Here is a 24,746-nt window from a genome sequence, read left to right as displayed (position 1 = left end):
CGATAGCGACGAGCGAGGCACTCGTGGGTGCCTCGCTTCGCGATGTGTCCGCCTTGGGTTACGAAGCGTCGGTGGCGTTGCTGGTCGCCCACGGCACCTTTGCGCTCTCGCCCACGTATCTGTGGCCGGCGGCCATGCTGGTGTAGGTGCCCTGGTAGCCGAGCGATTCCAGGATGAGCAGGGTGAGGTAGTGGCGGGTGAGTAGCCAGGTCTCGGTCACGGCGCCCTTGAAACGGTAGACATCGTCTTCGGCGCCGGTGGGGTGTACGAGCTTGTTGCGAACCCAGGTAACCAAGTCTGCGCCGTCCATGTTCGCGCCATGGTCGCGCTTCCGCGCTGCGGCCAGTGCGGCAAGCGCGGGGAGGTGTTCCGGGTCGATCGTAAGGGGGATCGAGGCGCTTTGCAGGGCTCGGCGCAGCAGCTTGTGGGCTGGCATGCGGCCGTACTCGGCGGATGTCATGTTCCCGGACAGGACGAACCGTTGCCACAGGGTGTGCTCGAGGCCGGCGGCGCCGACCATGATGCGCTGTTCGACGAAGCCTTCATCGCGTGTGACGGAGACGGCGTAGGTCAGTTGCCGGTCGACCCGTGCGGCGTAGGCGGGATCGCTGCAAGCCGATACCAGACGGGTGACCAGCATGCGCAGCGCTTCGCTGTCCCAGTGCGTCCACCATCCTGAGGAGATCGCCTTCGCCGGGTCGCAGAGTCGAGCGGCCCACTCCTCCCAGAGGATGCGGTCCTGTGCGTCGAGGCCGACAGGCAGCATGGGGGCCACCCAGCGGCCCAGGGCGAACGAGAAGCCCATGTGCAGGGCCCGGAGGATGGGCTGGGCCTGGTCTGGGGTGAACACCGAGCCGTCCGTACGGCTGAGTTCCATGACGTGGGTGATGGCGTAGAGGTGGGTTCGGTGCAGGTCTTTCCAGATGTCACGATGGCCGGGCCGAACGTCCAGGGTGATCTTCCAGCCCCCGGTCTCGTGTGACCACCGGCCGCGGTGGGTCGTGTGTTCGACGCCTTCGCTGTGGGTCACGAGGTCGTGCTGGCCGCGTAGCGCGGGGAGATTGACCCAGTGGGCGATGAGGCGCTGCAGGGGCGCCTGGGGATCTCCCAGGGATGCTCCGTTACTCCATCCCTCCTCGTGGTTGCGGTGCTGGACCGGCAGTTCCGCGGTGCCGTAGGGACGGGCGATGTGAAGGGTCGTGTCGTCGGGGAGAGGGTCGAATGTGTGGTCGGTTTGAGGCAGCTGCCAGACCAGGCCAGGTTTCGGAGTGAACCGGAGCTCGACGATGCCCGGCGTCTCGGGGCCTTCAGAGCGGCCGACAGGCCCGTCGTGCAGAACGACGGGCGCGCCGGGGGTGTTGAAGGCGTACACACCTTCAACGGGTGCTGACGGGTGATCTTGAGCGGAGGGCGCCATCTGCTCTCGGTTCCTTAGGTCTGCCGTTCCCGGGTTCAGCCACAGCAGGTCGCGGTGTCCTGGCGTGCCTTTGAGGAGCGCTGGGGTGAGGGCCTTGGTGGTGTGGCGGGGTGGTCGGGCTGAGCCCGTTTCTGGGTGCGGGGTGATGCAGGCAGGAGTGTCAGCGGATGCCCGCTGCGCGTTTGAAGGCTGCCGTCCGTACAGCAGTGGGGTCTTCAGTCATGGGTGGCCGTGCAAGTGAAACAGAATGAAACAGTCCGGCCATCGGCAAGAACAACCTTGTCCGTGAACGTCGGGCTTTGGCATTGAGGGCATTCATGGATCATCTGCGCAGCGTCGGGGTGACCGTAGATATAGGCGTTCGCGTGGAAACTGGGGCCAAGGTCACGAAGCCCGCAGAAAAGACACTCGCTGTCCCCCTCGGGCGAGACAACCATGGTCTTGTTCTGGCAGTCCACACAGTGCAGAGTCCGGTCCTCCTTGCCCTGCAACTGGTTCCGTAGCCGCTTCATCCGCTGGGTAACGAAGGCGTGAATGGAGTCCAGTCCTTCATGTACCCGGTCGAGGTCGGACTCGACCAGGCTCTTCTCGCCAGGATTCAGCTTGGGAAGCAGGGCCTCGTCCAGAAAGCGGATCAGAAGGTCCAGTACCTGGCCCGCGCGCGTCTCGATGGCCAGCGCGTTGTGGGTCAGGCCGTAGTGCTGCAGGGCGTTACGGTCCTTGGACAGCGAACGTAGCGTCTTCCGTTCGCGGTCGCTGATGGCAACGCCAGCAAGGTTACCGAGCCTTTCGATGGTCTCATCAATGCCACAGCTCTCGAAGTCGCCGTCTCGGTAGCGATCCTCTGTGGCCTGGAGAGGGTCCTTGAAGACCAGGCTCCAGTGCGCTTGCAGTAGACGGGCTTTCAGCAGCACCTCCGCTGCGGCGTGAAGGTGGATGACGGCGTACTTGAGGTCGCGTCGCGAAACCGCCGGGGCGTCTGCCGTCAGGTGGTCGACCGCGCTGACAAGGTAGTCCACGCCGTTGACTACTGGCGGGAAATCGAGGTCGTGTGCTTCCGGTACTACGGGTACGCCGGGGTCGAAGTCATCAGAGCTGCTGTCGTACACGCGTCGATCTTCGCTCATGCCAGCTAGCTTCCCAGTCTCCGCTGGTGAGCGAGGACACTTCCGGGAGCCCTGGGCGCCGGGCCCATGCGCGGCAGGCCTCATGAGAAGGGCAGGGCATCGCGCGGTCCGTTCGGTAGACGATGCCCGACATCGCCGGTGTGACCGGTTCGGTACATCGTGCGCACCGTGCGAATGCAACGGCATGTCGACAGACTCACCGGAGTACCGGCCATCCCATGCCCATCGCAGCGATGGCGAGTGTGTTGATGAACTGCTTGGCTAGTGGAAATCCCCAACCGACTCGCCAAGGAGCTACTCGCGCTTGATCATCCAACGGCCGGGCCGTCGACGCCGGCCCGGCCTCTGCCTCAGCCGCAATCCGGTTTGCCCTGCGTGTTGCTGATCGAGCTCACGCGACAGCTCATCGGCGGACAGGAAGAGCGTTCCGGTCCGGCGCAGCACGGCCCGCAGCAACGAGCGCAGGGAGGCCGGATCCTCCAGGGCTGGCTCTTCGAGTTCGTCGGGGGCGTGCCACGCACCAAGTGTGAACGGGGCACTGGTGCCGGTCGCCGTGGCCGCCCTAGTCATCAGCGTGCGTGCGGTGTCAACGAATCTCGCTGCCAATTCTGCGGTCAGCAGCTCCATGATCTGCGAGTCAGTGGCCTCGTTGTCTGGTATTTCTCCGCGCTCGACGAGCAGCTCCCGCAACCAGTTGCGGGAGGTGGGCGAGGCGTGGCCGAGGAAGTTCCGCCACCTGGTCAACTCGCCGAAGAACGTCTTCTCGTCATCGGTCCAGGCGAAGACCTCTGCACTGGGCCGGAGCCTACTCGCCGATGTGGGGAGCGCGTTGGCCCTGTCCATGAACCTCATGCTGTTCACAGTGTTGCCAGCCCTGATATGAGCCCAGTTGATGAACGCTTCAACGGACGCCTGGATGAGAACCACTGTGGCGATGGCCGCGTCTCGCTCCCGGGTCCGGCGCTCCAGGCCGCTGCCGCCGGCGGCGCATTCTTGCTCGGCCTGGGCGGCGTACATGGCCGCCCGGTGACTCTCGACGTCGGCACGGCGGAACATCAGCTGCGCGAGATCGACGTCGTGCCGGGGGTCCAGCTCTTGCCCGGCGGCAGGCGCCGTGGTGTTCGTGGTCATCATGTACTGATGCTGACAGTGCACAGCGCACCTTCGCTTGGGATTTCCTGGTCCGCCCCAAGCAGGCGCACCGGTCTGGTGACCGCTCCTCGCTCAGCCCTCCTGTAGTGCAGGGCTTGAGTCCGGCAAGGTCGCCTGGGCAACAAGGTGATTCACCTCCATCACGTGCCACGATGAAGCAGAATCGGCTGGTGTGAGCGACGTTCCTCCCGTGCCCCGCGATGATGTCTTCCTTGCGCCCGAATCCGGGCTGGCTGACACATACTCGCGGTTGAGCGCAGCAGATAATCCGCACCGGCGGGGCAAAGACTTCGAGAAGCTGCTGTGCCGGGCCTTCGAGCTGGCGCACTTCATCGTGGAGCTTGATCCGGGCATGGCTCTGCCTCGACAGACAGACCTGGCCGTGCGTTACGGGGAGCGGCGCTACCTGCTGGAGTGCAAGTGGCAGCAGGCGAAGGCCGATATCGATGTGCTGGGTACGGTGCATGACCGACTGCGGCGTGTCAGTTCCCTCGTGACCGGGGTCATCGTCAGTGTCTCGGGGTTCACCACAACACTTATTGACGAAGTAAGCCGGGAGCGCAGCAGGCCGGTGCTTCTGATGGATCACGAAGATGTGCTGGCCGTACTGCGTGATCCCGCATCGCTTCCGGGTCTCTTGCAGAGCAAGCAGGAATGGCTCGTCACCCACGGACGCGTTCATCTGGGCGCCGGAGCAGTTCAAGGGCTACGCCGCCCGGCGCGCGAGCTGCCGGCCAGCGACCTGATGCTGTGCGGCCAGGGTGGTGACGCCTTGCCCTACATGTCCGTGCCGGGAGGGTTCGCATCCGCGGTCTTCGCCACATCGGTGACGGATGTCGACTGGTCTTTCGGCCGAGGGCACGGGGTGTGCCTGGACATGCCTGTGCAGGCTCGTTCAACCGAGGATCTTGTGGGTCTGCTCCACACTCTCGACGAGTTCGGGCTGACCAGCCACCGTCCCACATGGACCTTGCAGCAGCTCGACACCTCCTGGTTCGGGATCGGGGCCCCGACACTCATCGAGGCTCTCGACGAGGCTCCACAGCGGACAGCAGCCCTCGACGAGCCCCACCACAGTGAACAACTCGTCTACTGCGACACTGCGCTGGACGGTCTCTACACCCTGACCGCGAGCATCGGCGTCCCCCCACTACCCGGCGATATCCCGTCCGAGGACGAGCAGGCGGGCTGGCGTGCGGTCTCCCAGTGCAGGCTTTCCTTCCAGCTGCCCGGTACTCCGCTGGACACGACCGCGCTTCAGCACCTGCGGGAGCGCTTCGGCGTCACCACCAATGCCTACTTCCGGCCTCTGGAGGCCACGGCGGTACGGGTAACTTGGCTCGACCAGCAGCCGGTTGAGCCGCTGGCCACAATCGTGGAGCTCGACCCCATCACCTCAACAAGGTTCGTCGTCGGTCTCGTCATACGCGACCACTACTCCGCAAACGGCGACCACGCAGTCCTCACTGGCTGGCCCCTTGAGCTGCAGGACAGCGGATTCCTCGTATGCGCCCTGGCCCACCATCATCCCGTGGACAAGCCTCCCGAGCGGTACTGGCTCGAGGCGATCCACTCGACCAGCACGTCCGACCTCACCGTCACCACCATCCAGGCCAACTGGTAACCGCAGAGAAGGCCGCTGGAATATCACGCCCATGCACGCGATGGTGCTCCTCGGCTACGCGTTCGTGACCAGGGCGGCCGACGGGCTCGTCGTACAGAACGATGGGCGCACGCCGGGGGTGTTGAAGGCGTAGACGCCTTCAACAGATGCTGTTGGGTGGTCCTGGGTAGAGCGAGGCGGAAATCCTCGGTTTCTTGGGTCTGCCGTTCCCTCGTTCAGCCGTGGCGCTGCTGTGCCGGTGCTTCTTTCTGGGCTGGCTAGAGGCCGAACTCGATGTGCTGGACGTCGAACAGGCGCACTTCCTCCAGGCTCCCGGCCCGCGTCCCGTGGTTTTGGAAGTAGGTCTCCTTGAGTCCTTCGGCAGCGATCTGCTGGAGTTGATTCTCAGAGGCGCCCTGCTCCTGCGCGGTGAACAGGCGCTCGGCGAAGCGCGGCGGCAGCGCCACGGTGAGGTGGCGTTCGCGGGCCTCGTCCGTAGTTCCGACGGGCGCGCTGTAGCCGAGGCGGCCCTGGACGTCGATGACGAGGCCGCTGCTCGTGCCGGCGGTCTTCTTCGCTTGCGCCTTCACGCGGGGCTGCCATCGTTTTTTCACCTCGCCGGACAGTCGGGCGGCGAGGTCCGGGCGCGGTTTTTTGAGCTGGTTCTTGATGTACCGCTCGACGGTGCGCTGGGAGATCCCGAGGGCCTGGGCGGCTGCCTTGGTTCCTTTCAGCTGCTTGACCAGGTAGCGCATCTGCGCGCCCGCGCTCTTGGGCGCTGGGCGTGTGACGGCCTGTTCCAGTGCGTTGTCGAGTCCTTCACCGACCGACTTGGTCATCTCTGGTGACCTACTCCCCTGTGTCGGCGGTGGTGACGTCGCCGGTCTTGATGTAGCGGGCCAGGTTCAGCTCCGGGGCCTGAGCACGTTCGCGGAGCTCCTCGGCCCACAGGGTCGTCTGGGTGCCTTCGTGCTTGACCATCCCGGGTGACACTCCGAGCCGGAACGACCCGGGCACCGTCTTACCGGCGTCGTCGTAGGGCAGGACGTCGAGCGGGGAGGGTCCGTCGGCGGCGTAGACGGCGCAGTCGGACAGCACGGCGACCGGATAGCGGCCGGTAGCGGCGGCCAGTGCCACCATCTTGCGGTGCATGCCGATCCGGGCCCGGGAGATTACGACGGCGCGGATGTCCGGGCGCCACGTCGGGCGGGTGAGGGCCGGCCAGGGCTGTCCCGGCCGCCAGCCTCCGCCGCGTGCTTTCTCCTGGAGCTTCCCGATGCCGTTTTTCACCGTGGACTTGATCGCGTCCAGGACGATCGCCGTCTGCGGATCACGCTGCTTGTAGCCGTTCATCGCCGTGAGCAGTTCCTGTGGCGTCAGTTTCTCGGTGACATCAAGGTCGGCCATCGTCGACACGTAGGCGTCGCGCAGCCGTTTGTACCAGCCGTCGAGGTAGCGGCCCGATTCCGGGCGGATGTAGGCCTCAAGGGGGGCGACGTCGTAGCCGAGTTCGGCGGCGTAGGCGACGGTCGGGGTCGCGTACCAGGCGGGCCCTGCAGGGCGCTGTCCGGTCGGGGTGAAGGGGCTGGGCAGCAGATCGCCGTCGAGGGTGTGCCACTGCTTGCCGACCTTCACGCGGGACAGGTCGACGTGGGTGAGGTCGACCAGCCACGAGCCCGGTGTCTTCGCGTCGAAGGCGGGGTTGGTGACGTGAACCGGCGCCGTGGCGAGGCCGACGATCGCGCCGTTGGCGCTGGCGGCGAAGGCCATGTTCACGTCGATGCCGACGAGATGGCGTCGCATGCACTCGTCGTCGGTGAGCGGGCGTGCCCAGTCGTAGGCCTCCTCGAAGAGCTTCTCGGCCGGGGTGCGGACGTGGAAGCGCGGCAGGTGGGCGAGGACGGGGTGGCCGTCGGTCGCCTCGCACGGCGGTGGGTCCATCGGCTCCTTGCCCAGGGATCCGGGGTTGTGTTCGCTGTGCCGCTTGCCCGTCTCGTCCGGGGTGGAGGCCCGGGTGGGCGGGTGCAGGGCGGTCATCAGCTCCAGGCCGGTGACGGCGGTGGAACCTCGTGGGGTCATGACCCGGGTGGCATACGTACCGAGAACGGAGGCGAGTTCGGCAGGAGAGAGGGCCGCGGTGTGACCCCAGCTGCGGGTGTCGAGCGCGTTCCAGGACGGAATGCACAGCTGGACGCAGGAACGGCGGCCGCCCTGAGCGGGTCGGTAGATCCGCGCCCAGGGGCCGAGACCGCGCTTCGTCAGCTGCCACTGCGCCCGGGTCAACTGAGCGATCACCTTATGAGTATCCGACAGACGCCCCGCGAGACGCTCCTCATCGGTCATCTCAGCGGGCAGGCCGAAGCGCTCCAGGGCGATTTTCGTGAGGACGAGGAGCGGGTCGGCATCCTTGCCCGAACCGGTCAGCCGCACCGCACCCAACTGTGCTTCCGCCAGCGTCCACTCCACCAGCGAGGGCAGTGTCTTCGCGGGCACGTCCAACACCAGACCCCCCACGCAGTACGCAAGGACCTGACCCGCATCATCGATGTCGACGACAGCCAGCGGCCCGTTCGCGAACCTCGGGTCAGCGGCGACAGGTGCGGTGGTCGCGGGCTTCGAAGCGGCGGCCTTCTTCGCGCCCGGACGCCGCACTGTCGTCGGCTGGGTGACGGCCGCCGGGCTGGGTGCTGCCTCGAGCCCCGGGGGCTGATTGACGGCCGGAGGGGCAGGCGCCGAGGACGGTGCCGGGGCTGTGAACGTCTCCGGGACCGGGGCGGGGTACTTCTGCGCCCATCCCTCCAGCAGACGCTGATACGGCGCGCGGCGCGGGGGCCGCGGCTCGCTCCGGCCCGCCTCCCAGTTCTTCACCGTCTGCGTACTCGTCTCCAGAACCTGCGCGAGCCGCGCCTGCGTGATCCCAGCTGCTTCACGCAGCCGCGCCCGCTCCACCGGGGACGGCATCTCCGGCTCCCCCACCAGCAAAGCATCCACCGCATCGAACAGCTCATCCTGGGTAGGCATGCCTCAGAACCTAACAGATTTACCTTCAGATTTATTCTCTAATTTACCCTCTTCCGGGTGATCCCTGCGGGTTCACTCTCGATTCCAGGACCACACGGCGACGTGACGCACACCAGCGCGTCGTCAGATCACCCCGCCCCACAAGCAGAACAGCGGCCTCAGCGTGAGGCGGCAACATGATCTGCCGGAACAGGAGCGGTCGTCGACTCCAGCCGCGTCAGAATGCCAAAAGGGTGCTGATGAGCCCGTCGGTCATGTGTCAACTGGCACCTTGGTGTTGCTCGGTTCTGCGGCGATGAAGAGGACTCCGGGCTCCTTCTCCGCAGGCGCCGATGCGCGCCAGATGAGCGGTTCCCATTCCTCGGGCCAGGTTGTCGATGAACTCCAGCGGACACCGGCAAGAAGGGTTCCTTCAAGTTTCGCCTGCCGAAGGTCCTCGCCGACGAAGTCGTTGCTCACCGCCTGAACGATCGCCACTGCTCGTGAAAGATCGTTGGCCTTGACCCACGCCTGATCGAGATCAGCCGCGAGGTCCCGGGTGACCATCTCCGAATCCATAGCACTGTCGGGTTCGACAAGCATCGGCACCAGCTCTTCCCGCAGGAGCTGGTGTGCGTTGCAAACAGCGCGCAGCAACGGCTGGGCGTGGATCTCCAAGGATTCCCTCACCGCACACAGGTAGTCCGGGGTGGTCGATTCCGTCGTCGCGGGTGGGTGTTCTGCGAGGTGTTCGACCTGCTCGAGAAGTCTCTCCAAGTGCTGCACCAAGGGACGCACCTCGGTGCCGGCGTCCTCGAACTCCAGTAGCTCGATGACGTTTTCGGTGATCCTGCGGGCGCCGGCCAAGGTGGGCATCAGGTCTTTGATCCCGTAGGACTGAGCGGCCTGAAGGGCGTGGCGCCGATACTTGATACGCACGGGTGCGAGCCTGCTGGCAAGGGGATGGCCGGGCGACAGGCGGGGCTCCAGGTGGCTGGTGGACTCCCCTTCACGGTCCGGTCCGGCTGGCTGGGTCAGACGCTGGGAGACGGAGGTTCCGAGTACGCGGTGGACTGCGGCCAGTGTCCGGCTGAGGGCGAGGTCGGGATCACGCAGTTCGGGAATCCCTCCTTGCGCGGACAGACGGTCGTGAACGGCGTCGCGGAGACTGCTGTGCGCAGCGGCGAGGAGCTCGTCCAGGCCCTGGTCGGAGCACTGCCTGGATGTGGCGCGTGCCGGTTTGCTCATCGTCCCTCCTCCTTCGTGTTCTCCGTGCTGCCGCTCAGGCCGAGGCCGGCTTTCAGCGCAGCGCGGGCCCGGGTGAGGTTCTGCCTCACTGCCACGGGCGTGGTGCCCATGGCGCGCGCACTCTCCTCTGTGGTGAATCCGTCCAGGGTCCATGCCATGGCGGCACGCTGCTTGGCTGGGAGCTGGAGCAGCAGGGCGATGACGGCCCTGCTCTCTTCGTCGAGTTCGGCCGCTTGTGCGGGGGTCTGCCAGCGCATCGTCAGTTCGTGCGGTTCGGGGGGCTCCGAGCAGAGTTCTCGGGCGCGATCTTCTGTTTCACCCATGACCGCCAGGCGACTTTGCGCAACCACGCTCTCGGATAGGCGATGGAAAGCCCGGGAGTACACATCTGGGTGAACGCGTCCTGAGCCGCGTCCTGGGCAGCCGCCCACGAGGCGCCGTGGAGGAGGAGGAAGCGGACAAGGGCGGGGTACTGCTCCTGATGCAGAGCTTCAGCCAGCTGGCGCCCAGGTAAAGGAGCGGGGGTTTCCCGGGGTGGCGCGGTTGCGAGTTCAGCGCTGACAGCATCGTCCATCGAGGCCACCTCCGCTCTGGTGGGTGGCCGTCCGTACGTGCCTATCCTTCGCATGTTCCTGAAGGGTGCCCCACGGAACGGTGTGACGGACGCGCTCGGTGACGCCGGCGTCCGCGATGCGGGCCAGTTCCACCTCTGCACTGAGCCTGTGGCGGGCGATCTTCACCGCACCGCTCACGATGCTGACAAGAACGGTGGCGACCGCCCCTGCCACGACCGGATCCACTCCGCTGTCTCCCTTCGACCCTGGATGACGAGTGCGCCCCGACGAGCAGGCGCTGCACAACAGTGCTTCAGGAGACGGCAGTTGTGACATCGCGCAGGTCAGGGGCAAGCGGGCTGCTACCGGCGGCAGAGCTGCGTCCGGTCTCGAGCGCACCCTGCGCGGGCTCTGGATCATGGCCACGGGTGTCGCTCACCGGATCCAGCGGAAGTCGAGGGCTTCGAGCGCGTGGCGTTGTTCCTGGGTGAGACGCAGTGGGTCACGGCGTTTGTCGGCGATCCAGGTCGCCAGGTGGAGGCCGGTGTCGGGGCAGAGGTAGTCGTAGGGAACGTCAAGGTGCTGGTGGCTGCGCCAGAAGGCGCGTGCCGCACGGAGCCCTCTGGCGAAGGCGCACTGTGCGGGGCCACGTGGGCGCCGCAGGAGCAGGGCCAGGGGGTGGTAGAGCGGGAGTGCGCCCAGCAGTTCGTGCTGATCGCGGTGGAGCGCCGGAAGGGCGTCGATCTGTCTGTCGAGCCAGCGGGTGAGGGGGGTCTCGTCGGTGTCGGGGCGCAGGTCGGGGAAGGGGAGGTTGCCTGCGCGGGCGGCTGCCAGGGCCTGGGCGTAGGTGTGGTGCCAGTGTTTTGGCCAGTGGGTGTTCCACCAGGGGTAGATCTCGTTGAGGGCGCGCTGGTAGCCGTAGGGCAGGATGCGCCTGTTCGCTTCTCGGCGGCGGTCTGCGATCCAGCGGCCGAGACGAATGCCGCCGAAGGTTTCCTCGGTGTGCGGGGCGAGGTGGCCGTGGCGGGCTTTGTAGTCCCGGGCGATCTGCAGCTTGTACTCGATGCTGGTGCGAGGGTGCGGCCAGATCATGCCGAGGGCATCCAGCTGCTCGATGCGTTCGGGCAGGAGCATGTGGTTGATACGCAGGGAGCGCTGGCGGCCGAGCCACCAGCCGAGGTAGAAGCCGTCGGGGCCGAGATAGCGGCTGGGTACGTTGAGGTGGCCGTAGGTGTTGAAGTAGCGCTGGGCGCTTTCGAATCCGATCTGCCATACCCGGTTGGGTGCCCCGGTGGCCTGGAGGTCGAGCAGGGGGATGATCTCGTCGGCGCGTTCGGGCCGGGCGGCGACTCCCAGGTCCTCATTGGAATCGTCAGAGGTGGCCCATTCGACGCGGTGGATGACGTGCTCGTCGTAGGTGCTCAGGGCGATGAGGACCTGGTAGAGGAGCCGGTAGCGGGTTCCTTTGACGCCTTCCTCGAGGTCTTGTCCCGGTTCCATGAAAACGGGGACGACGATGGTGGAGATCTTGTCGTCGCCGGGGTTCTGGCGCAGTGCGCGGCCAACTGCCTGGGTGATGTCGAGGGAGCTTTGTTTGGAGTCGGCGAAGAGGATCGAGTCGATACTGGGGACGTCGATGCCTTCGCCCAGGCAGCGACAGTTGGTCAGGACCGCTCGGTGCGGGGCGATGCCGGGGCTGGTGCTGTTGATGGGGACGGAGCCGAAATCCACGAGTGATCGTCGGCGGACAGGGGGGCTCTGCTTAGCGTTGACGGTGCCGACGAGAAGAGGGTCCTGCATCTCGGGGGGCATGAGTGCTGCTGTTTCGTGGAGGGTTTCGGCGAAGATGCCGGCGGAGGCGATGAGGCGGTGGAAGGTCAGGGTCCGCCGCAGGTCGTAGAGCTTATGGGCGCGCAGCAGGGCGATCTGGGCGGCTGCCACGCGCAGGCCTTCGGCGCCGGCCGATGCGATGGAGGCGTATCTCAGGACGCGGTGCAATTCGGCGTCGCTGATCTCGACGGCGACGATGCGGTAGTCCGCCAGCAGCCCCTGGTCGATCGCTTCGGCGAGGGAGATGCGGTAGACGACGGGGCCGTAGAAGCTGTGGTCGTCCATGGAGGCCACTTCGCAGCCGATCGCAACGTGCGCGCCGGATTTCTCGTCGAAGATGCGCGGGGTGGCGGTCATGTAGAGGCGGTGACGGGCGGGCAGGAGGTCGTTGTCGTGGATGACGCCCCAAGCTTTGTGGCGGTTGCCAGCGGTGCGGTGGGCTTCGTCGGCGATGACGATGTCCCAGCGCGGCAGGTGGTGACCGCGGTGGGCCCGGGCCAGCTTTTCCAGCGACTGGTAGGTGCAGAAGACGTTCACCGGGCCGTCGGTCAGGGAAGCGTGGCGGGCGAGTTCACCGGGATCGCGGACCATGGTGAGGATTCCGCGCAGCGAACGGACCAGGGTACTGTCGCGCGAGCAGTAGCCCAGGTAGATCCCTTGGCGGCCTTCGCTCTGCCAGACGGCAGCCGTCTGCTCCAGGAGGTCCAGGGTGGGCATCACGACCAGCGCGTTGCCCCGGGGTGCGGTCTCCTGGACGGTGTTGAGGGCGACAAGGGTCTTGCCCGTTCCGGTGGCCATGATGACGCTCACGCGGGGCGCGCCGTCGGTGAACTCGTCGATGCAGGCGTCGACGGCGAGTGTCTGGTGGCCGCGTAGTGGTGTTCTGAGGCCATTGCTCGTCAGCGTGGCCACGGTGCCCTCCTGACAGCGGATCGTCTCGTTGCGGATCAAGGTTCAGACCCGTGCCGTGGAGGGTGCCGGGGTGTTGCCGTCTGGTTCACCCGAAGGAGTTAAGGGCCCTTGACCAGGCTGTACGGCGGCTGATGACGATAGAGCACAGGCATGCGTGCGGGGTGGGCGGAGAGGGGGAACGGCGTGGTGCTGCAGGTGCCGGGGCTCTACGGTCCGCGTCAGTCTCTTCCGCTTCTGGTGTGGCCTATGCCCGGGGAGTCGACGGGGTCGTTCGTGAACCGGCTGGCGCACGCCAACGGGCTGGGACTCGCGGATTTCCTGCAGCGTGTGGGCCAGGGCACCGGATCGTCGTCATGTGATGCGGCGCGGGTGGCGATGTACCCGCAGTGCACGGAGATGTATGTGAACGGGCCGGGGCTTGAGTATCTGGCCGTGCTGGCCGGCCAACCGGCGGCCGTGTTGCAGCGGGCGCTACCCGGGCTGGCGCCGCGTCACCGGCTGCCGGGTGACGGGGACGCGGTGTGGAAGTGGCCCTGGCAGCCGTCCGAGGGGCATCTCGTGCGCTGCTGCACGAGATGTGCGGAGGCCCGCGGGGTCAGGGAGCCGGCCTGGTGGCTGGTGTCGGACAGCTGGCGGGTGTGTGCCCGGCACGAGCGGTGGTGTGACGACTCGAGGACGGAGCCGCTCGACGGGCTGTCCTTGAAGGAGCTCCCTGAGGTCGTCGACGCGCATCTGGAGCGTGGCCGGCTGCAGAAGCGGTTCGGCAGGTCGGGTGAGGAGCTGTTCGCCGACGCCTTCCAGGTGGCGGCGGACTGGTGGCGGACGATGCCGATGGTGGTGCGCTGGGTCCACCGGGCGTGGGCGGGCGGGCTGGAGGACCGCAGTAGTCGGGCGATGCCGCTGGTGATCTATCCGGAGGCGGCACGCCTCGCGCGGCTGATGGCCGAGTTCGAGCAGTCGGACGTCCGGGACACCGATGCCCGCAGCCGGTGGCTCGGCAGGGCCGAGGCGCTGATGGAGTCGTGGGAGCTGGACGTCCAAGCAGGCAGAGGGCCGCTGCTGGACTGGCTGCACCGCCACCGGGTACCGGCGGACACGGAAGCACAACCGGCCACCAGGCCCAGGCGGGGACGGCTCCCGCTTGCCCCGGGGCACAGCCGGCTCGCCTCGCCGACCGGGTCTGTGGAGCAGCGCTCGTGCCTGTCCTGACCCGGCCTTGGCAGCCGGCTGCAGGCACTCCCCCACTCCTTGCCATACCGGTCCTCGTGCCGGGCCGCCACGGCCCGCGGGAGCGTACCCGGTCGCATGGGATGAGACAGGGCTCGGATACAGCACGTGTGGTGGCCGTGCGGAGCGGGGCGGGGTGAAGAGGGCATGCGGAGTGTGAGTGGCTGGCATCTTGATGAGTGGGGTGAGCTGACAGCGTCGTCGGCGGCAGCCCTGGCCGGTGTGGCGCTCGAGGAGAGACAGCCGCCGACGGATCCGGTGGCATATCACGGCCGGCAGGGAAAGATCACGGCATGGCCGTCGTCGTTGCGGTCGAAGGTGGTGTGCGGGTCGCTGCGCCGGCTGCGGGTGGCGGTGGAGCTGGACTTCGACTCGGAGGTTGTCCGCTTCAGTGGGGAGCCGGTGGAGCTGCACTGGGAGTCGGGGCGGGCTCGGTACCGGTGGCGGCCGGATTTCGTCGCAAGGATGCGGGACGGTTCTCGGTGTGTCGTGGTCGTGCGGCCGCCGCGTGGGATCGGGCCGCAGTGGCAGGAGCGTCTGGCGGCGCTCGATGAGGTCGCACAGGCCGCGGGCTGGCAGGTTCAGATGCGTTCCGTCCAGCGGGGTACCCAGTTGGAGAACCTGATGTGGCTCGCAGACTACCGCTTCGCAGACGGGGTGGACCCGGAACAGGAACAGGCCGTTCTCCATGCTTTTCGGCGCAGGCGGCCTCTGTTCGAGGGGGTGGGTGCGTGCGGGGTCCCGGAACTGACTGCTGTTGATCTTGTGTATGGGCTGATGTGGCAGCGGCGGCTGCTGTTCGACTGGGACCAGCCGCTGCCTCGGGGCCCGCTGGTATGGACCGTGGAGGGGGCGGCATGACTCAGGGCAAGTTGTGGGGCTGGTTCGACAGTGACCGGGTTCGTCTGGGTGACCGGGTGCGCTGGCAGGGACGGGAGTTCCGCGTGATCACCTTCGCCGGCCCTCATGTCACACTCCAGCCGCTGCCGGAGCCAGCCGCGCTGGTGGAGGCCTTGTACGGGGAGATGGCAGGGTCGGCGGACTTCGCCTTGCTGGACGAGGCGGGAGATGTCGTCGAACGGACCAGGCTGCCGCCCCTGGGAAGACTGCTGCTGGTCGTCGGCAAGGAGGACCGCAAGCGGGCGCTGATGTGGCACCGGCACATGAAGGAGGTCGAGACCGGGATCCGGCCCGGTCGGCGCGTTCCACGGGCGGGGTACGACCCGGCGGCCACCACGATGGAGCAGCGGCTGAAACGCAAGGCTGCTGAGCTCGACGAGCTGGACATCAGCATCAGCTGGCGCACGCTGGACGACAAGCGGCGCCGGTGGAAGCAGGCGGATGAGAACCCGCTGGTCCTCATCATCGACGGGCGCAAGGGGCGGGCGCCCTCGCCGGGAGGGAGGACCGACCCGCGTCTGCTGGAGATCATGCAGGAGGTGACCGCGATCCTGGCGCGCCAGTCGGGCGGGAGGATCGGGCGGGCATTTGATCTGGTCGAGGAACGCGTCGAGACCCGGTACGCGAAAGAGCTCGAGGATCCGCAGGAGGCGAAGCGGCTGCGGCTGCCACGCTCGACGTTCTACAAGCGGATGCACGAGCTCGGCCTGTCGGCCATCCTGCTCGGCACGACCCGGCAGCGGGCCTCCCAGGCGAGCAAGCCCAAGAAGCCCTACACCCCGTCGTACGCGGTGCGGCCCGGGCAGATCATGCAGATCGACACCACTCCGCTGCGGATCAAGGTCCTGGGTGACCACGGGGAGGTCGTGTCGGCGGAGATGACGATCCTGATCGATGTCGCGACCCGCAGCATCGTCGCGCTGATGATCGTGCCCGTCGTCACGGGCGAGGGAAGACCCGGGCAGCGGGTCGGCGGCCGGGCGACACGAACGTTCGACCTGGTCCTCCTGCTCGCCCAGGCATACGCGCCCATGCCGACGCTGCCCGGCTGGGACCCGCTGACCGCGGCCAGTGCCTCGGCGCTGCCGTTCATCAAGCTGCGTGAGGCGGACCCCCGCTTCACCGAGGCCGCCGCGGCCCGTCCCGTGATCCACCCGAGGACGATCATCGTCGACCAGGGCAGTCAGTATCTGAGTCAGCACTTCGAGGACGTCTGCAACTTCCTCGGCATCACCCTCCTCTACGCGCGCAAAGAGCAGCCCGACGACAAGCCGATCGTCGAGCGGGTCTTCTCCTCGTTCGCCGATTCCTTCAGCCAGCACGTCGCCGGCTGGACCGGCCGCAGCCACGCGGTACGCGGGCGGGGCATCGAACGCCAGCCGCTGTGGACCATCAACGAGGTCCAGCACATGGCGCACGAGTGGGTGGCCCTGGAATACCAGCAACTGCCCCACGAAGGACTGCAGCACCCGGAGCTGCCAGGCCTGACACTGTCCCCGAACGAGATGTACGCGGCGACTGTTCCCGGCGCCGGGTACCGGCCCAGGCCGCTGTCACCGCAGGACAACCGGAAGCTGCTGCTGCCGGCCTGGGTGACGGTCACCGACAAGGGATTCGACATCGAAAACCGCACCTACCAGAACGAGGCCGGTGAGCTGAGGCTCATGGCCGGGCTGCACTCCGGGCTGGCCGGCCCGGGCAAAGGCGGCCGGTGGGAAGCACGCTTCAACCCCTACCGCCCCGATGTCGCCTGGCTGTACGACCACCGCGGCCCGGGACGGTGGATCAAGGCGGACTTCATCCACCGGCGGCTGCTCACCGACGTCCACTGGACCGTGGATCACTGGGAGGAGGCCACCGCCGCGGTCCTGGCCGACGGCGGGCGCAAGGAACACCAGGCTCAGGTCGCCCTCGCCGTGAAGGAACGCCGCCGCCGCACCCGCACCGCTCCCCCGCGCCATACCCGAACCGGGCCGTGGATCCCCTTCCAGGGCCCCGAGCTGGACGTCGACGAACCTGCGGCCAACCCGTACGCCGGCATCGGTGAGATCGATCTGGACTCGATCACTCCGTACGAATCCCTGCCGATCCCGGCGCGACCGACCGCCCAACCGGTCGGCGCCGTCTCCACGCCGTCTGACCGGGACGGGCTGGCTGCCCTGTTCGCGGACACCGCGCCTGACGACGACCTCGGTGAGGCCCCGGACCCCGCATTCGACCTGGGCCTGCCAGGAAGCACCGAAACCGTTGAAGGAGAGATGTGAAGGCGACCACGGCGCTCCAGAAACAGCAGGAGGAACGGGCCCTGCAACGGGCGCAGCTGGCGCCGATGCGCCCGGAATGGATCTACCGCCGCCAGGGGTGGAACAGCTTCACGCGCGAAGACATCGCCCAGCCCGGCCTGGCCGACCATCCCCCGCTGGCGACGGAGGATGAACGCCTCAGCGACCCCCGCCTGGCCTACCACGCCCACCTGAAGCTGGTGTCCCACCAGGGCTACGACGAGGTCTTGATGGCATCGTTCCGGGCCGTGATGGTCAACGGTGACCGGCGGGAGGGGATCCTGGACCGGGTGATCGACGGAATGAGCGGCACGGGCAAGTCCCTGCTGCTGCGGGCTATCGGCCGCACGGTCCAGCGCGACATCGAGGACCGTACCGGAGGCGAGCTGGGCACGCAGATCCCGGTCGTTCACATCCTGGCGCCGGCCGACACCGACAGCAAGGTCAACTGGGTGTGGGAGATCGCCTGCTTCCTCGGTCTCAACCCCGAGCCCCTCAACGAGAACGACCTCCTGCGCTGGCGCAGCTATCCCGACCTGTCAGTGCCGGTCAACTACGTCCTGGAGAACGCCCTCACCCGGCTGCTGCTCGTCGATGACATCCAGCGCGTCCAGCCCCACCAGCTCGCCCCGGTCCTGCACTACTTCGACTACCTGCGCAACCGGCTCGGGATCACCACGATCTTCTGCGGCACCGGCGCCAGCGACATCGTCTACGAAGCCCGCGCGATCGCCGATCGGCACCAAGTCGTCGTACAGAGACACCTCACACGCCGTGCCACCCACAGCCCCGTCCAGCAAGACGCGCAACAGAAGGACCAGGCACATTCTTTGCTGCCCATCACCTGGCTCGACCCGATCCCGTTCAACGCCCAGGACAAAGAAACATGGCTACAGGTCCTGGCCGGGTACGAGAAGCACCTCAGCCTGCACAACCTGACCAAGCATGCCCTGACCGAGCACCACGAGTACCTCCACAACCGCACCGGCGGATACTTCCTCGCCCTGTCCCAGCTGATCAGCCAAGCAGCCACCCTCGCCATCCTGACCGGAACCGAGAACATCAACCGCACCGAACTCGACGCCATCCACATCGGCCGCGGACACTGAAGTGGGGTACAGCGCACTGTGAAGCTACCGGCTATGAAAGGAAGGTCGAGAGCGGATCTTCACAGGGTGAGAGGGACCAGTTTCGGTGACGTCCCAAGACCTGTCAGGAGGCTGACCTTGGGCACGGGCTTGTCCGCCTTGCGGCGCCCTAGAACCTCAGCTCTTACAGCATCCACAGTCGTCTGCGCCCACTGCTCCTGCGCCGTGGCCAGGACCAGGCCGGCCGCTCCGGCCAAGGCGCACCCCTGAAGAAGCTTGGCAGCCTCCTCCTTCCGCTTTCTGTGGGTGCTTGCGAGCGAGTCATTCTTCTTGGCCTCCCCCAGCCACAGTTCCTGGGCGGTGGCGAGCGCGAAGTCCATCTCGACACAAGGGTTGCCGTCCACAAGGAGCTCGAACTCCTCGCAGACCAGTGCCTGACGCGCCCAATGCTCGCCGCGGAGGAACCGTGTGGCCAGAAGGGGGACGTCCCCGTCGTTCACCACGAGTTCCATGACTGCCGGATGCAGGTCGTAGAACCATCGGGGCTCTGGTGCCGCAGGTCTCCAGCGGTCAGATGTCAGCTGGTTGGTCCCCCCGCAGCGCCTGCATAGATAGCTCTGGCTGATCTCCGACAGAGGATAGAACTCGAGGATCGGACAGTGACCGCAGCCCAGGATCAGCCCGCGGCGCAGTACGCCCTGGGACGTCCACTGATCCACCTGCTCTCGCCGCGCCGTCGGCTCCCATCCACGGTCATCGAGGCCGGCGATGGCCTCCCAGGACAGCACCGTTGCCGACTTGAGCTTCCACCAGCTTCCCACCGGGCAGCCCCCGGGGACGGCTGGAGACATGAACATGCGCAGCAGGGCCCACCCAGGGCTAGCAGCAAGATCTTCCAGCGCTGTCCTGGAACCAAGGAGGCGTTCGGTGATGGCCGCCCGCTTCCCTGCTGGACTCGGGCGGACGTCTGCACCTTGGGCGGATGCGGCGACCTTCAGCGTGCTCTTGATACCCGGCCAAGCCAGCCGTGGGGAGGCGAGGGAACCCGCCAGGGAAGCCCCGCTGGGGACAAAGTCGAAACGGTGCGACCAGTAGGTGACTCCCCCGTCCGCAGCTCGAACAAAGGTCTCCCACGGGTTCTGCCCTGCGGCAATCACGGCGTGCGAACCCAGTACAGGAAGGGGCGGCACGGGGTGGCTGGGGGCGGTGAGGGTGACCTGCCAGCGGTGCCTGTCGGGATCCAGACCGTTCGGGACTTCCACGGCCAACGAGAGAGATGCCTGAAGGGTGCCATCAGGTTCCCTGGTGACGGGTAGTGAACGCGGTTGGTCCCAGCTGTCCTTCAGGACCACCATCAAGGGGTGGTCGATGTCGATGGCGTCAGGGTGCACTGCTTCGAAGGGACGTTCTTCCTCCTCCGGTTGAATCAACCCGAAGGAGCGCTTCTGCCACCTCTCCTCGATCTGCTGCCGAGTCTCGTCAACGGTCAGCGACGCGCTCGTCACCAGCACGCGCTTACGCGGCGAGAACAACCACATATCGTTCAGGCCAGGCTCATCCCACGGAATCCACGTCACCACGCCACGGATCTGGCGCAGCACTTCAGCAAGGGCAAAGTCCTCCGGCCGGTCCCCCAGAACGACAACGGGCTCCCGTCGCTGGAACGCTCTTGAGACCGAGACGCACAGCGCCGCCTCATGTGAGCGGGCGGGACAAGAATCCTCAAGTGCACCTGGATGCAGCTGCGAGAGCAGAGGCGACTCATTGCCGCGGGCGGCGGCCTCCTGCCACTGTCTGGCCGTGATCTGGCCTTCCACTTCGGATTCACCGATACCCACGTGCATCGCATAGGCAAGGGCCTCCACCGTCGTCACCAGACGCCTCGGGACACCGATAGCCCCTGCCCTTGTGACTGCAGCCAAAGACGTGAGGTCGTGCATGTCATCGGCATCGAACAGGTGGATGCTCTGTACGTGCTCTTCGCGCCTGTTCGTACCACACAGCTCACGCAGTTCGTCGGCTGCTGCCTCGGCCTCCTGAACGATGGGCGCGTTCCACGGTTCCTTACGCAGCATCTCCTCGAACTGCTCGACAGCAGCCTCGCCGCCGGCCTTGGCTGCTCGACCAGCCATCAGCCCATCGATGGTCCCCGGCCACACCCCGTCGGCCGTAGCCCACGACGGCACGTAGGCGAGCACGTGATCAGGATTGAAACGCGTCAAGCAACGCTCCACAGCCGGGTGCGTGACGGCGACAGACGGGATGACCACGCTGCCGCTGCACCCCCACACCCTGGACAGCCGTGCCAGACCCGCCGCGGCCCAAGCCACCCAAGTGTCATCGTCGTGGGGCGCCACCAGGACCACCCTGGGCGGCCTGGCCGCGTAGGACAGAGGCAGAAAGGCAAAAGACTGCTCAGACACCCACCCAGTGTCTCTCATCCAAGGCCTGCCGATCCGGGCGGATCGCAGCCCGGGGCATCGCCATGCGGCCGAGCGGCCTCGGGAGTCTGGCCAGGCAGGGCGTCTTCAGAGGTCTGGATGAAACGATGGATCGGAGTCCTGCGACATTCAGCCCCCGGACCAGGCATGCATGCGGTCGGCGACACGGACGGTGTGGGACGCGAGCCCGTCACCCAGCGAACGTGCTTCATCTGCGGGGAAGTAGGCGTCCATGAGCCCGTAGAGCGGTGCGTGGAGGGACAATTGTTCCTCCACGCGACGCTCGGGGCGATAGTGCATCAGCGTGTTCCTGAAGCCTCCGTGAGCCTGCAGGATCAGGATGCTTGTCGGCGCGTTGAGGATCTCCTTCAGCAGTGCTCGGTCCGGTAGGCGGAGCTCGGCCCCATGCTGCTCGTCGAGCTTTCGGAGGCTGGAGAGCACGTGGTGGAGCACGATGTAGCGCAGCTTCCACACACTGAACGCTGAGGAGTACCCAGTGTCGTTGGCGAGGAGCAAGTCGACGGTGTTCAGCGCACAGGTCATGGCCGTCAGGGATGCCTTGACTTCCTCAGTGAGGACGGGGTCGAAGCTGCGCTGGTAGTGCTTTTCAGCACGTACTTCCTTCTCTGTCAGATCCGTCTTCTGCACGGTGTCGAGGAAGGACCGCCCCTCCCAGGGCAGTCCGTTGGCTGCTGCGGCGATGTAGCTGCCCTGTTCCACGGCGATGGCCCGGACTTCGGGGCCGAGTACGTCAAGGTTCTGGAAGGACTGCGGCGGGAGGGCGAGGAAGAAGCTCGCCGTGTGTGAGGTCGCGACGAGCCTGCCGCGGAAGCGCCACAGGACCAGGTCCTTCTCCAATGGCCGGGCCAGCGGCAGCCAGGCTTTGTTGAGGAACTCCTGCCGGTGCTCATCGATGATGCGCCGGAAGTCGGCGCTGACGTCGGTCAGTCCCTTGTACTTGTCGTCGTAGAGCTTGACCGAGTGCCGAGCGCGCTCGATAGCAGGGGTGCAGTCGTAGGCGAGTACGTCCGCAAGGTCGGGATTGACGTGGCGGAGCGCGCGGTGGGACTCGTGGATGATCAGGCACATGTAGTTGTGCGTGCAGAAGATCGGGACGACCGCCTGCTCCGGGGCAGCCGTGACGCTGTGGGCGAAGCGGCGCAAGAACATGATGTCCTGCGCGATCAGTGCCAGGGCAACGTCATTGCCGGACACGGTCGTTGTCATGGGTGTGCTCTTCCCCAGGAGCAAGGGCAGCGTACGTCGCCTCCTGACAGTACGGCACTGGCCCCGAACGACTTTCAGTCCAGGTAGCCGTGCAGTCATCCAGTGCATCGTGTCAGCAGTCCGCGCCAGCGCACATCAGGTTTAAGCAGGGTGATCTTCGTGTGGCGCTATGGCCCCTAGCAACACAGCAGCCGTCACGGCAAGGGATGTCTCGCAGCCCCTGCGGCGACCGGTGCGCGAGCGTGGGTGGCCATGCGCGTGGTGTTGCTCGAGTATCCTCACCCGCACCTCTGACCTGCGGAAACAGCAAGAGAAGTCACTGAGATTCTCGCGATATCTACGAGAATCCATGTCATTCGACGGAACAGCAGTTCACAGGGGTCTACTTCGCGGCCGATCACAGAGACAACCCATGTCGTCCCTGGTCAGGGCACGCAGGACCACTCCGCACATCCGTCCAGCCCAAGTTACGGAACAGCAGTTCAGAGGACGTCCCTTCAGCTAGTGAGCGCCGAGAATTCACACCGCTTCCCCCGTTCCTCGATGCCACGGTCGGTGAAGTACATGGGTGCGGCAACGGATGAGGTCAGGGGGATTTGAGATGCAAGCGGACCGCGTACGGCCGCCCGCTCACCAGCGCCGCCGGCCACAGAGCTCGGCCATCGGGCGGGACACAGGCGTGCGAAGCCGGGCTCCGGGGCCGCAGGGCCGCGCGGTGCGTCAGGTGCGCTTCTCGGAAGCAGTGCGGAACCGCAGGGCGATCCCGGCGGCCCCGGGAAGACTCCTCTCGTCCATCAGCACCACGCTGCCCGAGGTCCCTCCGTCGGTCCAGGCGCACACGATCGGGCGGCCCCCGGCGTTCGGCGCAATGAAGCCGCAGCTCAGCTGGCCGCCCCAGGTGCCCGCCTCGAAGGCGGTGACCTCACTCGCCCTCGCCCCGGCGAAGAAGTTGCGCAGCTCCTGCGTCATGGTGTCCGAGCGCTTCTCCTCGGCCAGTTCCGCGTCCCATTCGACGGCGTTGATCTGGAGTATGGCGCCCATCGGCCCCTGGCCGGGACCGTCGTAGAACCAGCGCTTGCCCGACGGCGTCCTCCTGGACGTCATCACTCGCTCGTACTCGGCTGCCTCCTCGCCAGTAAGCAGCCGGTACGCGCCGACGCGCGGAGCGCCGGCGATGACACGCTCCTGGGCCACGGGAGCCGCCTCGGCGGTGGGCGGCTGCCCCTCGTAGCTACACGCCCGCGCCAGACCCGCGGCGGCAACGGCGAGCAGTACGCCGACGACGATGTTGCGCCGGCGCAGGGCAGCCGAGAAGGCTTGCTCGGCTGCCACCGCACCAGTCGGCACCAGACCACGCCGCCACGTCCGGGTAGCAAACCAGATGACAGCCATGGCCGTCGCGGTGACGAGAAGCGCCCCCAGCGCCTGGCCATCGGCGAAGCTCTGCGAGGTGGGGTCGACAGACAACGTGATCATGCCGGAATCGTAGACACCCTCGCATGCGTGTTCGTATCGGTCGGCTGTCACGATCACGCATCGGCCGGACCGGCCCCGACGGACGCCGACAGCCCCACGGGTGTGGGGAACAGGGGCGGGTGCGCAGCCCTGGTGCCCGACGTTCGAGTGGACGGGTCGGCCGTTGGGAACGCGCCTCGACCACCGACACTGCGCAACGGCCATCGGCGCCTTCCGGACAGGAACGCGGACGGCGGCGCGGACGACGCGACCTGACCTCGTCGCCCGTGATGGCGGGGTGGAGCCATGGCGGGAAGCCGTCCCCGTCGCCCTGGTCCGATGGCAGGTGCGTCTGCCAGGGCGTGGCCACCGCGCGTGGGCGCGGCCTCGTGGAGTGAGGTGGTCCGTGCATGCCCGAAGATTCCGACGCGGCCGGGCTGGTCGCTCTCCAGACGTTCGCCCCGCACCGGCTTGACGAGATCCGCGAGGCGCAACTCGCCTTCGCCTGGGACAAAGCACACGGGCCCAGAAAGGCAGGAGCCGGCACGGAGCGGATCGAGATCAACACCATCCACTACACAGTGGCCGTTCCGGCCGGAGCCAAGAGCCTTACTACCGTGACGATGGACGGGCTCGGCGAGGGCAGCCAGACCCGCTGGTGGGCGTTCAAGCCGACCGGCGTCTCGGGCGAGAAGTCCACCGCCGGCACGGTCTACTGCTACAACAACTACTTCGACGGCAATGGCTGCGACCCGAAGAACCGCACCTACTCCGCACCTGCCTTCGGCGTCTGGGAGCTGGTCGTCGAGTCCCGCCGTGCGTCCCCGCTGTGGGCGAACCCGTACCGGCTGACGGCAACGATCGGCCAGTAGAGACCCACGAACACGCCGCAACGGCGCGACCCCGGCCCCGACCCACCCCGGGCGTCCTGAGGCTTGACGCCGGCCGCGTGGCGCAGTGCCATGAATACGGATGGAGGGGGTCGGAGATGAGCGACGACGAACGCGGCACCGAGAGCCAGGGCGACGTTCCCCCACGGCGCCCGAGTCTCACAGATTTCCCGGGCACCGTCTGGACGGTGCTGCTCGCGCTGCTCGTGCTGGGGCTGTTCGTGTACGGCCTCACACACGGCGAGGGCGGCGGAGGGCACCCCGACGGGTACACCGGTTGGCATTGAGCAATGCCACGGTCACTATCCCGTGCCGGCGAACGCTGAATGGCCGTCAGCGAACGGTGCCCCTCCCCGAAAGCGCAGGGCGCGGAGCGCTCCTGGGAGCCGGAGG

General features: G+C 66.8%; 18 protein-coding genes. 7 read left to right on the top strand and 11 right to left on the bottom strand.

Annotation, left to right across the window (positions count from 1 at the left end; genetic code table 11):
- Positions 1-58 precede the first annotated feature (58 nt).
- The 3 genes from ACH4MY_RS34735 to ACH4MY_RS34725 all read right to left on the bottom strand — a co-directional run bounded on the left by ACH4MY_RS34735 (position 59) and on the right by ACH4MY_RS34725 (position 3,678).
- Entirely contained in the window at positions 59-1,372 is a 1,314-nt protein-coding gene (locus ACH4MY_RS34735) for a hypothetical protein (RefSeq protein ID WP_398008321.1), read from the bottom strand.
- Between the two features lie 260 nt (positions 1,373-1,632).
- Positions 1,633-2,526 (bottom strand): hypothetical protein, encoded by an 894-nt coding sequence (locus ACH4MY_RS34730; RefSeq protein WP_398008319.1) that lies wholly within the window; start codon positions 2,524-2,526, stop codon positions 1,633-1,635.
- A 312-nt stretch (positions 2,527-2,838) separates the two neighbouring features.
- Positions 2,839-3,678 carry a hypothetical protein gene (locus tag ACH4MY_RS34725; protein WP_398008317.1) on the bottom strand — a complete coding sequence of 280 codons (840 nt, stop codon included), beginning with the start codon at positions 3,676-3,678 and terminating at the stop codon, positions 2,839-2,841.
- Between the two features lie 190 nt (positions 3,679-3,868).
- On the opposite strand from ACH4MY_RS34725, the gene ACH4MY_RS34720 reads away from it, so the two are divergent.
- Complete coding sequence (locus ACH4MY_RS34720) at positions 3,869-5,320, top strand: hypothetical protein (RefSeq protein WP_398008315.1); 1,452 nt, start codon at positions 3,869-3,871, stop codon at positions 5,318-5,320.
- A 257-nt stretch (positions 5,321-5,577) separates the two neighbouring features.
- On the opposite strand, the gene tpg is transcribed toward ACH4MY_RS34720, so the two are convergent.
- The 5 genes from tpg to ACH4MY_RS34695 form a co-directional block, all read right to left on the bottom strand.
- Positions 5,578-6,138, bottom strand: coding sequence for a telomere-protecting terminal protein Tpg (tpg, locus tag ACH4MY_RS34715; RefSeq protein ID WP_398008313.1), 561 nt, complete (start codon positions 6,136-6,138; stop codon positions 5,578-5,580).
- 10 nt (positions 6,139-6,148) lie between these two features.
- On the bottom strand, positions 6,149-8,320 hold the full coding sequence (gene tap, locus ACH4MY_RS34710; protein ID WP_398008311.1) for a telomere-associated protein Tap: 2,172 nt from the start codon (positions 8,318-8,320) through the stop codon (positions 6,149-6,151).
- A gap of 252 nt (positions 8,321-8,572) precedes the next feature.
- Positions 8,573-9,547, bottom strand: coding sequence for a hypothetical protein (locus tag ACH4MY_RS34705; RefSeq protein WP_398008309.1), 975 nt, complete (start codon positions 9,545-9,547; stop codon positions 8,573-8,575).
- Positions 9,544-9,870: an RNA polymerase sigma factor gene (locus ACH4MY_RS34700; RefSeq protein ID WP_398008307.1), complete on the bottom strand. Its 327-nt coding sequence runs from the start codon at positions 9,868-9,870 to the stop codon at positions 9,544-9,546. The genes ACH4MY_RS34705 and ACH4MY_RS34700 overlap by 4 nt, the downstream gene beginning before the upstream one ends.
- A 666-nt stretch (positions 9,871-10,536) precedes the next feature.
- Positions 10,537-12,843 carry a Helicase associated domain protein gene (locus ACH4MY_RS34695; protein ID WP_398008305.1) on the bottom strand — a complete coding sequence of 769 codons (2,307 nt, stop codon included), beginning with the start codon at positions 12,841-12,843 and terminating at the stop codon, positions 10,537-10,539.
- Positions 12,844-13,026: 183 nt separating this feature from the next.
- Between ACH4MY_RS34695 and ACH4MY_RS34690 the strand changes: the two genes are divergently transcribed.
- The 4 genes from ACH4MY_RS34690 to ACH4MY_RS34675 all read left to right on the top strand — a co-directional run bounded on the left by ACH4MY_RS34690 (position 13,027) and on the right by ACH4MY_RS34675 (position 18,361).
- Positions 13,027-14,052: a TniQ family protein gene (locus tag ACH4MY_RS34690; protein ID WP_398008303.1), complete on the top strand. Its 1,026-nt coding sequence runs from the start codon at positions 13,027-13,029 to the stop codon at positions 14,050-14,052.
- A 174-nt stretch (positions 14,053-14,226) separates the two neighbouring features.
- Positions 14,227-14,931: a TnsA-like heteromeric transposase endonuclease subunit gene (locus ACH4MY_RS34685; RefSeq protein ID WP_398008302.1), complete on the top strand. Its 705-nt coding sequence runs from the start codon at positions 14,227-14,229 to the stop codon at positions 14,929-14,931.
- Positions 14,928-17,234: a transposase gene (locus tag ACH4MY_RS34680; protein ID WP_398008300.1), complete on the top strand. Its 2,307-nt coding sequence runs from the start codon at positions 14,928-14,930 to the stop codon at positions 17,232-17,234. The genes ACH4MY_RS34685 and ACH4MY_RS34680 overlap by 4 nt, the downstream gene beginning before the upstream one ends.
- Positions 17,231-18,361, top strand: coding sequence for an AAA family ATPase (locus tag ACH4MY_RS34675; protein WP_398008298.1), 1,131 nt, complete (start codon positions 17,231-17,233; stop codon positions 18,359-18,361). Before ACH4MY_RS34680 ends, ACH4MY_RS34675 begins: the two co-directional genes overlap by 4 nt.
- Before the next feature lie 59 nt (positions 18,362-18,420).
- Here the strand turns inward: ACH4MY_RS34675 and ACH4MY_RS34670 are convergent, their stop codons facing one another.
- The 3 genes from ACH4MY_RS34670 to ACH4MY_RS34660 form a co-directional block, all read right to left on the bottom strand.
- Complete coding sequence (locus ACH4MY_RS34670) at positions 18,421-20,562, bottom strand: hypothetical protein (RefSeq protein WP_398008297.1); 2,142 nt, start codon at positions 20,560-20,562, stop codon at positions 18,421-18,423.
- A 348-nt stretch (positions 20,563-20,910) separates the two neighbouring features.
- Entirely contained in the window at positions 20,911-22,008 is a 1,098-nt protein-coding gene (locus ACH4MY_RS34665) for a hypothetical protein (protein WP_398008295.1), read from the bottom strand.
- A 720-nt stretch (positions 22,009-22,728) separates the two neighbouring features.
- A complete protein-coding gene (locus ACH4MY_RS34660) occupies positions 22,729-23,484 on the bottom strand; it encodes a hypothetical protein (RefSeq protein WP_398008293.1) in 756 nt (251 codons plus the stop codon).
- A 389-nt stretch (positions 23,485-23,873) separates the two neighbouring features.
- On the opposite strand from ACH4MY_RS34660, the gene ACH4MY_RS34655 reads away from it, so the two are divergent.
- Positions 23,874-24,335 (top strand): hypothetical protein, encoded by a 462-nt coding sequence (locus ACH4MY_RS34655; protein ID WP_398008292.1) that lies wholly within the window; start codon positions 23,874-23,876, stop codon positions 24,333-24,335.
- A gap of 116 nt (positions 24,336-24,451) precedes the next feature.
- The gene (locus ACH4MY_RS34650) at positions 24,452-24,640 is read left to right on the top strand and encodes a hypothetical protein (RefSeq protein ID WP_398008290.1); all 189 of its coding nucleotides are present in this window, start codon (positions 24,452-24,454) and stop codon (positions 24,638-24,640) included.
- The last annotated feature ends 106 nt before the right edge of the window (positions 24,641-24,746 follow it).

The sequence above is a fragment of the Streptomyces sp. NPDC017246 genome (assembly GCF_044331325.1).
Taxonomy (GTDB): domain Bacteria; phylum Actinomycetota; class Actinomycetes; order Streptomycetales; family Streptomycetaceae; genus Streptomyces.
This window is presented reverse-complemented; position numbering and strand designations above follow the sequence as displayed.

Coding starts and splice junctions, on each gene's coding strand:
- ACH4MY_RS34725 (WP_398008317.1), bottom strand. CDS start 3,678: ATGATGACCACGAACACCACGGCGCCTGCCGCCGGGCAAGAGCTGGAC.
- tpg (WP_398008313.1), bottom strand. CDS start 6,138: ATGACCAAGTCGGTCGGTGAAGGACTCGACAACGCACTGGAACAGGCC.
- tap (WP_398008311.1), bottom strand. CDS start 8,320: ATGCCTACCCAGGATGAGCTGTTCGATGCGGTGGATGCTTTGCTGGTG.
- ACH4MY_RS34705 (WP_398008309.1), bottom strand. CDS start 9,547: ATGAGCAAACCGGCACGCGCCACATCCAGGCAGTGCTCCGACCAGGGC.
- ACH4MY_RS34700 (WP_398008307.1), bottom strand. CDS start 9,870: ATGGGTGAAACAGAAGATCGCGCCCGAGAACTCTGCTCGGAGCCCCCC.
- ACH4MY_RS34680 (WP_398008300.1), top strand. CDS start 14,928: ATGACTCAGGGCAAGTTGTGGGGCTGGTTCGACAGTGACCGGGTTCGT.
- ACH4MY_RS34665 (WP_398008295.1), bottom strand. CDS start 22,008: ATGACAACGACCGTGTCCGGCAATGACGTTGCCCTGGCACTGATCGCG.
- ACH4MY_RS34660 (WP_398008293.1), bottom strand. CDS start 23,484: ATGATCACGTTGTCTGTCGACCCCACCTCGCAGAGCTTCGCCGATGGC.
- ACH4MY_RS34655 (WP_398008292.1), top strand. CDS start 23,874: ATGCCCGAAGATTCCGACGCGGCCGGGCTGGTCGCTCTCCAGACGTTC.
- ACH4MY_RS34650 (WP_398008290.1), top strand. CDS start 24,452: ATGAGCGACGACGAACGCGGCACCGAGAGCCAGGGCGACGTTCCCCCA.